Origin of the sequence: Providencia vermicola (assembly GCF_010748935.1) — a bacterium.
GTDB classification, from domain to species: Bacteria; Pseudomonadota; Gammaproteobacteria; order Enterobacterales; family Enterobacteriaceae; genus Providencia; species Providencia zhejiangensis.
In genome coordinates this window covers 2,133,977-2,145,817 of the sequence record NZ_CP048796.1, presented here as the reverse complement: position 1 = coordinate 2,145,817, position 11,841 = coordinate 2,133,977, and the positions used below count along the sequence as shown (strand labels likewise).

The window sequence follows — 11,841 nt, the reverse complement described above, 5'->3', positions numbered from 1 at the left end:
GCCTCCCATTTTTACTTTTAAGCTCTCTAGAATGTTAACTTAGCCAAAGGCACTCAACATGACCTTAAATGATTTCATACTGGCCATTATTATTTTACTGATGCTACTGTATGCGATTTACGATGAATTTATTCAACATATACGTAAAGGGAAAACTCTACTAAAAATTAATCTAAAGCGGAAACATAGAGCTGATGCTATTATATTCATCGTATTAATCTTTATTGTTATTTATACTAATATTTCACGACATGGCAGTATATTAACCACATACTTGCTAATGGCTACCATTTTAATGTCAGTCTATTTGGCTTTTATTCGAACACCAAAATTATTTTTTAAACAAAATGGTTTTTATTTTGCGAATACATTTATATTGTATGACAGAATAAAAACAATGAATTTATCAGAAGACGGTATTTTGATTGTTGGTTTAGAGTATCGAAAAATTTACATCAAAGTATCACAACTTGATGATTTGCAAAGAATATATGAATTTCTTATTAATCATAAATAATAGTTATATATATTCACATTAAGATTGAGGTTAATTAAAAATTAAGTTAACCTCAACTCTCCCATTCCTGCAAATGAAAATTATTCTCAATACTATTTAATAGGCACACAAAATTAAGTGTTGCCTTTAAATTAATTTATGATATCTTTCATTCCAAGTCATTGGGGAGTAGCCTATTCTGGAAATATATCCAGAATGTCCGTGTCAACATACTCGTTTGTTGTTTAAACGTGGTACGGACGCCATCTTGGTTGGCAAGACCATAGACACATGAATAAGCCTTTTGGTTGGGGGTAATTCATGTGTATATGGATGCACCAACCGAGGTTAATATTATGAGTTTTTACGCTACCCTAATTTTAGCACTTGCACTTTCAATGGATGCATTTGCTGTCGCTATCTGCAAAGGTGCAGTCCTGCATAAACCCCGCTTTAAAGAGATCCTCCGCACTGGTTTTATCTTTGGCTTTATTGAAGCCCTAACCCCCATCATTGGTTGGGCAATCGGTATTTTAGCCAGCCAATATGTTATTCGCTGGGATCATTGGATCGCATTTGCCCTGCTGTTCTTATTAGGATCGCGCATGATTTGGCAAGGTATTAAAGCGAAAAATGAAGAAGATTGCTGTACTCAGCCATCCCGTAATAGCTCAATGAGTTTAGTACTCTCCGCCATTGCCACCAGCCTTGACGCAATGGCTATCGGCCTTGGGCTCGCATTCTTACAAGTGGATATTGTTCATACCGCAATGACGATTGGCTTAATGACCATGATAATGGCCACTATAGGTATGATGATTGGTCGCTATGTCGGGCCATTACTCGGGAAAAAAGCAGAAATTATTGGTGGTCTTGTTTTAATGGCTATCGGCTTCAATATCTTGTTTGAACATCTCGAACTATTTATGTATAGCGCTTAATTTTATCTCCCCCACATACACTTTGTGGGGGAAATATTGAATATCCGTTAATCGATCAATTGATAAACTCGAACCATAAAATCCGCAGTATAATTTTTTATCCCAGAACGTTTTAATTCCTGTTTGACTTCTTCAGAAGCACGCCAAGCAAATGGAGTCATTTGCAATAATGCAAATGCTTCCTCTCCCGCCAATGGCATAGCATAGTTTAAATGACTTTCATCCAATAATTTAAATTGAGGTAGCTGTTCCTCTTTCAGCGGATGTAACTTTACTTCAGAATAAATCAATTGTTTTAATTCTTGTAAATGCTCAGGCGCCGGAGTCACGGTAATAAGAATACCGGTTGGCCGTAAAACTCGAGCCAGCTCATCGGCTTTACAGGGTGCATAGATACGAACAATAGCATCAATGCTTTGCGATGCAAAAGGTAAACGATGACTAGAGGCGACACAAAAATGAACTGAAGGATAACGTTTTGCAGCATAGCGAATAGCCACTTTTGACACATCCAATCCAAACACAGATTGAGTTTTACTCTGCTTAGCTAAGCTTTGCATAAAATAATTCGTGTAATACCCTTCCCCACAACCAATATCTAATACCGTACTCTTTTTCTCAGAAATAGAGTGATTGAGCTTATCTGCAACCAATTGACGCATTGCATCATAATGACCAGCATTCAAAAACTCTCGACGTGCTTGCATCATTTCTGCACTATCGCCCGGATCTTTAGAACGTTTGTGTTGAACTGGCAACAAATTAACGTAACCTTCTTTGGCACAATCAAACTGATGATTATTTTCACATCGCCAACTGTTATTTTGCAGCGTTAATAAGTTAAAACATAAAGGACATTGATAGTTCATAACAGGTATAGTTTGATAAATAAAAAACAGTATACCATAGAGATGCAGCGCCACGGGTAGCTTATTTCCCATGGCACTGATACTGAAAAGGTTCTAACAAGAAAGAAGATTAACCCTTATCAGATGTGGTTGGCGTTTTCTTTTCTACGGTATTGTGTGATTTGGTTTTACCTGCTGCATGTACTTTATTGCTTTTTTGCTCTTTAACAGTTGGAGTGGCTTGCCCGCTTTTTACTGTATTATTTGCTGCTAATGCCGAACCAGAAATAGCAAGTGACAATAGCGTTGCTACTGCTAAAAATCTTTTCATTATAAGCACCTTCAAATTAATATATACAAGGATGTTCTTGCTCCGCTACTAAATCATGTTTTATGAATAATTCACAATAGGACAAACTTAAAGATTTATAAATTTTTTATAGGTTATCTTTGATAATTTATTTATTCAGTTGGTTGATGCACCGTTGATTTTCAATACGGAAAAATCAACAAATAGTAAATAAAAAGTCAATTTACCGTTACCCATTAAATTCATGTCTTTCTATTCCATCGTCATTGCATCAATAACCACATATCATTGAATTCATTTAATTAATTTATATTTTTAAACATCAAACCCAATAAACATAAGAGTTTACACGCCTTTTTTACTTCAAAAAACCTTATTAAAAAAAGATAACATCATGTTTTTATTGTATTTACCCATGATAATCATTAATATTTAATTCTAAGAAGGATAGTTTAAAGATAAAATAGGCTGAAAATTTATTTAATTCACGACTGCTTATTTTTATTCCTATGAATAACTCAATAGAAAAATAAAATGGCAGAGAACATTAAGCTTTAGAGAAAATAGTAATATAAAAATTTTCCTTTATTAAATGATAAAATATAACGGCCGCTCGCTGTAACGAACGGCCGTTATAGTCTTGATATTAAATTAAATGTTTAATTTAATATTTTATTTAACTGGTTATTGATTGCATTAAACATTAGAGATGCTTCGAGTGGTTGTCCATCATCAGCAGGATGCGCTACAGGCCATGTTGACCATTGAACTATCACTAACTGCTCTTTAGGGTTAACAACAATAATTTGTCCGAAAATACCTAAAGCCCATAATGTATTATTACTATCTAAACCCATTTTGGGTTCTACATTCTGCGTGTTTTGTGGCACACTATTATTCCACCACTCAAAGCCATAAATACCTTCAGGGTAACTTGCATTAACAGAATTTTTCGCTTGTACCCATGATTTCGATTCATTTAACCAATTTTCTGGTAATGTCTGTTTACCATCTGCTAATACACCATTTTCTGCAAAAAATAGCCCAAACTTACCCCAGTCCTCTAATGTGGCATTAAAACCATGCGCGCCACTATTATGTTTACCAAGCTGATAGCTTTGCCATACCCCATCGTGAGTCATCCCAAAAGGCTGCCAAATTTTACTTTCAAGATAATCTGCAATGGATACCCCTGTTGCTTTTTCAAGTGTATCACCTAATAACCATGCTCCCCCTGAGTTGTATTGCCACACATCCCCTGCTTTTGCATAACGTTGCCGTTTCGGGTCTAGCACTAATTGTTGAACGCATGCATAAATTTCTGGGTTTGCTTCACACTCTGTCATTTTGGCAAAATCTGAATTTGCTTTTTCATAATTCTCCCCCCATTCAACCCCTGAGGTGTGTTGCAGTAATTGCCTTATAGTCACGCCTTCCCAAGCCGTTCCTTTGACACTTGGATTATATTTTTCGATAGCATCATCTAATGACGTGATCCGGCCTTCCTGTAGCGCAATCCCTACTAGGGTAGAAACCACGGATTTACCGACAGAGCGCGACGTCCATAATGTTTGGGGAGTGTTACCTAGTCCATAATATTCAAAGACAACGTTCCCTTTTTTGATAACCATTAACGCAGTAACATCATTACGCTTTATGTAATTTTCAAGGTTATATGTCATCCCTTTCAATTGGTAAGTCACATCGTCTAAACGTTGGATTTTTCTTTCCAAGGGCTTAGGATTAACGGCATGAAAAACATCCCCAGGATACGCGCGATAGTCATTACGAAAACCGAGTAACCTTTCATTTTGATCCCATTTCAGCATATCTTTGACATTTGGATAAGTCCTATCAATAGGCTGAGGACATTTAGCTAATGCAGGTACACCACATTCATTATTCGTTGGATTTGCATAGCCATAGAACGATGTGATGAGTAAAACTGAAATTAAACATACGTTTTTTTTATTTTTTCTCATAAGGCGCCCTTTTTATGATAATGACCATTTGTTATTTTATTGCCATAAGTATCTTAACGTCGGTTTAGATTACTGCTATCGCCCAAAAAGATGAGAGTATTGGTGATTAATGGTTTTTAATTTTTAAATAAACTACTCTAGGTTTCGAGTAATAAGATGTATTCTTGTCGTTAAGATATTTTATTTACCCTTAAGAGTAATATTTATGAAAATTAGACTGGCGAAACTAGAAGAAGCAGAACGCCTCTGGTTTATCAGAAATCAAGTAATCCGAGCAAGTTGTAAATAGAGCTTTGATCAAAACACAATCACTGCTTGGACCCCAGATACCCTGCCTGTAAGCTACCGAACTAGGGTAAACGATAACCCTTTTTTTTGTTGTAAATGAAGCTGATCTTCCAATCGCTACTGGTTTTTTAAACCTTAAGCAGCATAGTGTCGATACTGTTTTTACTTTACCGGACTAAATAGGTTTAGATCGGTTTAGGCGATGCGGGGTTAATTATAGAGGCAATAAAACAATAAGCTAAACAGCGTCATATTAAGATATTAACTTTAGAATCAAAGCCTAATGCCGAACGTTTTTATTAAAACACGGGTGTATCTCTCAGGAAACCTGTCTATATTATTCTGCACTGGCTAAAAACCACCTTCCTTGTATAAAGATGATGTTATCTCTATAACCAGTGATCATTTGATTTTTATAACATACTTCACTGATTCGAATCAGTGTAAAAGAGTCAATATCCTTTCAACTTTGCACTACATATAAAACGACATTTAATCAATATAGAATAGGTTTTATAGATATAGATAATGTTCCATGGATATCGCTAACGCCGTTATCCATGATTTTACCCTGTTACTATTAAATCTCTGATTGTTCCTCATCAATAACTAACGAAAGAATCGCCTTCCTGTGCTTCAGTGAAAATAAGATGAACAATCTCCAACAAATAAACTTACGATATTTTCAGTTATCCACAAAAAAAATAAAAATCAATTAACATCATTAGGTTATGTTTTATTATTGGCTTTTAACTCTATCAAACCCGTGAATGCGCATCTATTTTTCATTATTCTAAATCCATATTTAGTTATTTTAACGCATTGACAGTCTTCATTATTTTTGCCAGCATCAAAAGATAAACTAAAAATAATGCCCGTGATTATACTACCTAATAGATTGTAAACTTGGGGTAGACCGCTTATTTATATTTATAGATAAGCATGCTTCTAAGTTAACATTAACCAATGTGGTCAAAATATAAAATAGGTTTCAACTTACTCAATTTGATAATGATTCAACGTTTGTAACATTGCTCAATACATAAAAACATTTTGTCATGGTAAAATGCAATGTAGTTAAAAAATCAATTAAAAAGCATCATGTAATATTTTATTTTCGTACTTAATTTGCAATAACTGTTTTTGATTTTTTATACTTTTATATTAGGAGTGTGACATGAAACAAAATTCTTTCGGTGCAACCTCCACAGCGGATGATGTTTTAAATAATATCGATTTAACCAATAAACGAATTCTTGTAACAGGAACATCATCGGGACTTGGTGTGGAAATTGCTCGAGCACTGACTGCTCGCGGTGCTCATGTCATAGGTACTGTTCGTCATATTGCTAGCAACGAAAAACAGGCTCACGCTATTCGTGGTGCTAACCCACAAGGTCGTTTCGAACTGATTGAATTAGATCTTTCATCATTAGACTCTGTGCGTGCATGTGCAAGCGGACTTCTAGAGAAAGCAAAATCAATTGATGTCATTATTACCAACGCAGGGGTGATGGCAACCCCCTTCGGACATACGCGTGATGGTTTTGAAAGCCAATTTGGTATTAATCACTTAGGGCATTTTGTGTTAGTTAATCACCTAGTGCCTTTATTGCATTCTGGCTCTCGTCTTATTAGTGTTTCCTCTGCGGGACATCGATTATTTGATTTTGACATCGACGATCTTAATTTTACCACTACCGAATATCAGCCACAGCTTGCCTATAGCCGCTCTAAAACAGCCAATATCTTATTTGCTGTTGAATTTGACCGTCGTTATCGTCATCTTGGTATCCGCGCTTGTGCTATTCATCCAGGCAACATTGCCACCAACCTAAGCCGTAATATGTCAGTTGAAGATCAAGTCGAAATTGGCACTATGATTAATACGCTTAATCAACAAGCCGGTTTATCTGAATTAACGACAAAAACAATTCCTCAAGGGGCAGCTACCACTGTATGGGCTGCTGTTATTGCAGATATTGACCAAATTGGTGGGCAATACTGTGAAGACTGCCAAGTCGCACCAATTAATGACGGCCCTGGCTTTTACGGTCTTCGTTCTTATGCCATTGACCCTCAATTAGCGACAACATTATGGCTTAAAAGCGAACAGTTAGTTGGTGAAAAATTCCCTGTCGGAAGCTAACTTTTCTCTACTAGAATTTTATGTTGCGACATAAAATTAAGCAGAACACAAGCCCCTTAACTATAGGGGCTTTTAGCCATCTATACCTTTAATGAAATTCACGACCAAACAACAAAACATATAAAGTTCCATTATGGTTACCTTATTGCATCAAAATGACAGTAAAGAGCACATTTAGTTACATTATAGACGCCTTTACTTAATATCAATAAGGTACCATAATAGTAACATTATTTGTTGTTTTTGCATTTAAAGTCACCCAATGGGATCTTTATATGAACAAGAAAATTAGTGCTATTGCACTTGCGGAACAGCTTGGCGAACGACTAAAACAAGCAAGATTGAACCAAAACTTAACACAATCCGAAGTTGCGGAATTTGCTGGCGTCGCACGTAAAACGGTCATTAATGCAGAAAAAGGCAAAGCGCAACTAGACATTTTTATTGCCATCATGCAGGCTTTAAATTTAACGGATCAACTTGATTTATTTTTACCACGACAACCTATATCGCCTTTGCAATTAGCTAAATTACAAGGTAAAAAACGCCAACGAGCCTCAGGACAACGACAAGAAAATAAAGAGGAGCACCTCGAATGGTAATGGAAGTCATTAATGTTAATTATCATGATCAAACCATCGGCGCCCTCAGTTTTGATACAGATAGCGGCATTGGTGCTTTTGAATATGACCCTAGCTTTATTAAAAAAGGGATCGAGCTATCCCCTTTAAAAATGCCTTTGTCTTCAACAATATTTCGTTTTCCCGAATTAGATTTCAATACCTTTAGAGGGCTTCCCGGTTTAATTGCAGATTCCCTGCCCGACGATTTTGGCAATGCTGTACTTAATGCTTGGGTCGCAAATAAGGGGTTATCCCCTCAAGAAATCACCCCGCTACAAAGATTACAATACACAGGGAAACGAGGTATGGGCGCCCTTGAATATTCTCCAGCCACTCAAATGCGTAATCTTAATTCATCACAACAAGTTGAAATTGAATCACTTGTTGCAATAGCGCAAGAAATCTTGGATACCCGAGGGAATTTTTCAGTTGAACTGAGTCGGGATGGTCAAGAATCACGCGAGGCCATGTTATCGCTATTGTCTGTCGGTATGAGCGCCGGCGGTGCTCGCCCAAAAGCGGTCTTAGCCTTTAATGATGACTTCACACAGGTGAGATCGGGACAAACAACAGTACCCAATGGATTTACACATTACCTTATGAAGTTTGATGGGGTCAGTGAACACAATAAAAACCAAGAAACTTTTGGTGACCCATTAGGTTATGGGGCGATGGAGTTTGTTTACCACATAATGGCAACAGAATGTGGTATTGAGATGATGCCATGTAAATTATTACATGAAGGTGTTCGACGACATTTTATGACCCAACGTTTTGATCGCGTTGGTAACAACAAAATTCATATTCAAACACTCAATGGATTAGCGCATGTCGATTATAAAAAACCGGGGTCATATTCTTATGCTGAGTTATTTGCCATTGCTCGCCAATTAAAATTATCTGCACAAGATGCCCTGCAATTATTCAAACGTATGACGTTTAACATTATTGCGCGAAACCACGATGATCACTCAAAGAATTTTGCCTTTATGCTGAAAGAAAATAAATGGAAATTGGCCCCTGCTGACGACTTGGCCTATAGCTACAAACCGGGCAGTAAATGGGTAAACAGTCATTGGATGAGCCTAAATGGCAAACGTGATAATTTTATTCGAGAAGATTTTTATAGTTTAGAGAAGGTGAGCCCATTATTTAGTAAAAAGAAAATAAATGCAGTGATTGATGAAACCATTGAATGTGTTTCGTCGTGGCCGAGCTTAGCCAAAGAGTGGGATGTGCCTAAGTCATTAAGCGACGAGATGAGTAAAAATTTAAGGTTAAATATTTAACGCTAGTTTAAGGCTAAATATTTAATGCTGTGATGAATTAATCATTTTCTGCCACCACAATTGAAGAATCTTGTTATCGTCTTACGTATTCAAACCAGCCTAAAAACGAACATGCAACACCATCTACACAATATTTACCCAAACAAAAAGGCACCAGTAACTAACTGATGCCTTTGAATTTATCGACAACTAAAAACTGTTATCAACAATAGCTAGTTTATTCCCACTCAATTATCAATTAAATTAAAATCAACTTAAATAACAGTAACTTAGAAAGTCAATCTTTCTTGATACCACAATCTATACCATGCGGAGATTTTTTTATTTTTTCTGCTCATCGACGTTTATTAAGCTCAGAATCATACTGAGAAGACTCTCGCACAACATGGATCAAATATAAAATTAAAGATAAAAATCAGTATGTTATACAAATTTATGCACAACCTCCATTTGAATTTCTAAGCTGATTCTACCGTCCATGACATCTCTTGTATTTCATGCCACTGCCACATGGACAAGGGACATTACGGCCAATCTTTTTGCTCTTGCGACCAAAGTGGACTTGTTTTTCCCGTTCGAGATTGACCGTACGTTCAGGATTGGCCATTCTCGCCGCGTCTTCATAAATGTGTGCGTTTTCTGCTGTTTGCTCCGTCGGTATGTAAATTTTGAAAGACCGCGCCTGGACATAAGTACCATCGGCACTAACTTCAGCCACAACGCCAATGACGTTAGTAGCCTTGGCGCTCAACGCAACTGCGCTAGCCTTATTGTTCACCTTAGTCCAGTCAATTGGATGACCATGCCGTTGAAGCCAAACGAAGAGCGGTACACCGTCCCCGCCCAGAACAAAGTAACGAACGGGATGCTGAATCAGTGTTTTTCGAAGGTCGGACAGCATCTTGGCCAGATTATTCCGGCCTTCCTCTCCTAGGTCACGGATATAACTCTCTGCTGAAAGCCAGCCGCTAGCTCGGGTGCTATCGAGTGCTCCAAGCAGCTTCAGAACCTCCTCCGGGAACTTCTGACTTGGTAACGGTTTGCTTTCCCACTCCTCACCTTCGAAGGTCCTGTCGACGATGTCACTCATGCCATCCCAGATAACCATGTTCGCTTTCTCTTCCTTCAACTGCTCGATAATATCCTGATCAAAACGGTTCTTCTTCAGGTAAGCACCCAAGTGATCGAACTCGTCGAAGAGATGAGCCCCGCGTATTCCGGCCACGGCTTGCCGCACCTCCAAGTAATGGACGAACTCCCCCGGTGTGGGCAAGAGTCGCTTGAGCACAAACAAATCGTCGATGGACAGTGAAATGAAAGCATGCTTTCCAAGCAAAGGCTCAACCTGCGGTAATTCTTTACAGTACGTGGAAAAGGGCGAGAACGACTCGACTGTCAACCCAATCGGCACCATCACCCGGTAGTCAGAGCGACGCACACGACAACACTCTTCGTATTTGCCATTCACGAGGTGATAGAGGGACACTTCATCCGCCGAATTCATATAATTGAAGAAGCGCACACATTGTTTATATGCCTTGAGTACTAAGTCCTGCACTGATTGAGCATGGCGGCCAAAATCAAGCGCCGGTGATGCAATGGTGGCAGCTGCACCAGCCTTAGCCTCAACTAGTAACAGCACATCATCGACCAGGATTAGAGTATCGTTTTCGGACCACTGCTTGCTATCAGGATCCTTGTAGTAAACCTCCTGAAGAACTGTGGCTCCCGGAAGCTGGGCATAGAGAATGTCGGCAAAGGCTGCTTCGCTCATCATTTTCTGCCTATCTTTAAAGGCCTTATTGTAATCCGGCTTTCGCTGAAGGAGATTAAATAGGAGCGCACGATACCCCGCATCGCGAGCAAAACAGGGATCGACCGCGTAGTAGTCCGACCCAAGCTGAATTAGAGGTTTCTTACGTGCTGGCAGTGTCCGAAAGGGTGTCCCCTTAAAATCGCCCGCTGCGAAGAACTCAGTATCTTCTCCTCGCTGGTATGACAAGTCTGCTAGCAATGTCGGTGGCAACTTCGTGTGACGGCTTACATTGGCAATACCGCCGCGAAGCATATCCTCCATCGCCCCCCGGGCCGCTTTGGACTGTTCCTCATTTTCAGCAATCCATGACTCCATAGCGTCTTCCATAGACTTACTTTGCTCTATAGAAAAAGCTTTTACCGCCTCAAACTGCTTCATCATCTCAATGATTGCATTGGCCTGCCCAGAACGAGTAGCGTCGGCCATGGCCTGAAAGCCTTCCGCAATATCGGTGGCACCAATGCCGTACACCTCCTCCAAAACATCATTGTGAGGCGCCAGAACGTAGCGATAGAACTCGCCCTCCAAAACTTGATAACGATTCCCGCGTATCATGACCCAAGTGGATTTCGCACGGAATTCAATGTCGGCCGTATTAGGACCGAAGATGCCATCTTTGGTATCAGCAGAGGTGGCCATAGCATAGAACATGGCCAGCTCTCTCAGTTTTCGGCTACATTCAAACAACTCAGCGCACAGTGCTTCGTCGAATTCCATATCCGCAGGAGCGGCCTCAGATGCCAGAACCGCGTGAACATACTCCAGTAAGAACTGGGTTTCATTAACTACGTCAGCTGGGCTACCCTCTTGGCCTTGCTTTTCGCCCCCAATTTGGTTTCCCATTTTTTTCATCATGTGCTGAGCGTAGATGTACCCGAGCAAATCATGCGGAGGCATTTTGACAATCAACTCACGCATTCGGTCAGCAATGGATTCCATATCCTTCAATAAAGAAGCTACAGCCTTCTTTCGATCTTCTTCCATATTCATTCTTATCACCCCATTTTGAACTACTGATCTTTCGAGCACCATAATGCTCACTCGTCAATCATATCAGCTCAGTCCTGCATCTTGGCTTTACGCTGTTCACGATAATCAG

The 11,841-nt window shown here is 39.0% G+C and carries 9 protein-coding genes and 1 riboswitch; of the genes, 5 read left to right on the top strand and 4 right to left on the bottom strand.

The window, feature by feature from the left end:
- Positions 1–58: 58 nt before the first annotated feature.
- Positions 59–517, top strand: coding sequence for a DUF986 family protein (locus G3341_RS09580; RefSeq protein ID WP_163861492.1), 459 nt, complete (start codon positions 59–61; stop codon positions 515–517).
- A gap of 151 nt (positions 518–668) precedes the next feature.
- Positions 669–846: riboswitch (yybP-ykoY riboswitch) on the top strand.
- Positions 847–852: 6 nt separating this feature from the next.
- Entirely contained in the window at positions 853–1,437 is a 585-nt protein-coding gene (gene mntP, locus G3341_RS09575) for a manganese efflux pump MntP (RefSeq protein ID WP_154623324.1), read from the top strand.
- A gap of 47 nt (positions 1,438–1,484) precedes the next feature.
- Here the strand turns inward: mntP and rlmA are convergent, their stop codons facing one another.
- The 3 genes from rlmA to G3341_RS09560 form a co-directional block, all read right to left on the bottom strand.
- Positions 1,485–2,306 (bottom strand): 23S rRNA (guanine(745)-N(1))-methyltransferase, encoded by an 822-nt coding sequence (gene rlmA / locus G3341_RS09570; protein WP_163863580.1) that lies wholly within the window; start codon positions 2,304–2,306, stop codon positions 1,485–1,487.
- A gap of 109 nt (positions 2,307–2,415) precedes the next feature.
- Entirely contained in the window at positions 2,416–2,616 is a 201-nt protein-coding gene (locus G3341_RS09565; protein ID WP_154623323.1) for a hypothetical protein, read from the bottom strand.
- Between the two features lie 638 nt (positions 2,617–3,254).
- Entirely contained in the window at positions 3,255–4,577 is a 1,323-nt protein-coding gene (locus tag G3341_RS09560) for a serine hydrolase domain-containing protein (protein ID WP_163861488.1), read from the bottom strand.
- Between the two features lie 1,465 nt (positions 4,578–6,042).
- Here G3341_RS09560 and G3341_RS09555 point away from each other — a divergent pair.
- The 3 genes from G3341_RS09555 (at position 6,043) to G3341_RS09545 (ending at position 8,926) form a co-directional block, all read left to right on the top strand.
- Positions 6,043–7,014: an SDR family NAD(P)-dependent oxidoreductase gene (locus tag G3341_RS09555; RefSeq protein WP_154624334.1), complete on the top strand. Its 972-nt coding sequence runs from the start codon at positions 6,043–6,045 to the stop codon at positions 7,012–7,014.
- 275 nt (positions 7,015–7,289) lie between these two features.
- Positions 7,290–7,616 (top strand): helix-turn-helix transcriptional regulator, encoded by a 327-nt coding sequence (locus G3341_RS09550; protein WP_154624335.1) that lies wholly within the window; start codon positions 7,290–7,292, stop codon positions 7,614–7,616.
- Positions 7,610–8,926: a type II toxin-antitoxin system HipA family toxin gene (locus G3341_RS09545; protein WP_163861485.1), complete on the top strand. Its 1,317-nt coding sequence runs from the start codon at positions 7,610–7,612 to the stop codon at positions 8,924–8,926. The genes G3341_RS09550 and G3341_RS09545 overlap by 7 nt, the downstream gene beginning before the upstream one ends.
- A 469-nt stretch (positions 8,927–9,395) precedes the next feature.
- Here G3341_RS09545 and G3341_RS09540 read toward each other — a convergent pair whose 3' ends face one another.
- A complete protein-coding gene (locus G3341_RS09540) occupies positions 9,396–11,732 on the bottom strand; it encodes a YecA family protein (protein WP_244316502.1) in 2,337 nt (778 codons plus the stop codon).
- Positions 11,733–11,841 lie beyond the last annotated feature (109 nt).

Bases quoted from the DNA above. Each gene is read 5' to 3' on its own strand.
- G3341_RS09555 (WP_154624334.1), top strand. From the start codon at position 6,043: ATGAAACAAAATTCTTTCGGTGCAACCTCCACAGCGGATGATGTTTTA.
- G3341_RS09545 (WP_163861485.1), top strand. From the start codon at position 7,610: ATGGTAATGGAAGTCATTAATGTTAATTATCATGATCAAACCATCGGC.
- rlmA (WP_163863580.1), bottom strand. From the start codon at position 2,306: ATGAACTATCAATGTCCTTTATGTTTTAACTTATTAACGCTGCAAAAT.
- G3341_RS09540 (WP_244316502.1), bottom strand. From the start codon at position 11,732: ATGAATATGGAAGAAGATCGAAAGAAGGCTGTAGCTTCTTTATTGAAG.
- G3341_RS09560 (WP_163861488.1), bottom strand. From the start codon at position 4,577: ATGAGAAAAAATAAAAAAAACGTATGTTTAATTTCAGTTTTACTCATC.
- G3341_RS09565 (WP_154623323.1), bottom strand. From the start codon at position 2,616: ATGAAAAGATTTTTAGCAGTAGCAACGCTATTGTCACTTGCTATTTCT.
- mntP (WP_154623324.1), top strand. From the start codon at position 853: ATGAGTTTTTACGCTACCCTAATTTTAGCACTTGCACTTTCAATGGAT.
- G3341_RS09550 (WP_154624335.1), top strand. From the start codon at position 7,290: ATGAACAAGAAAATTAGTGCTATTGCACTTGCGGAACAGCTTGGCGAA.
- G3341_RS09580 (WP_163861492.1), top strand. From the start codon at position 59: ATGACCTTAAATGATTTCATACTGGCCATTATTATTTTACTGATGCTA.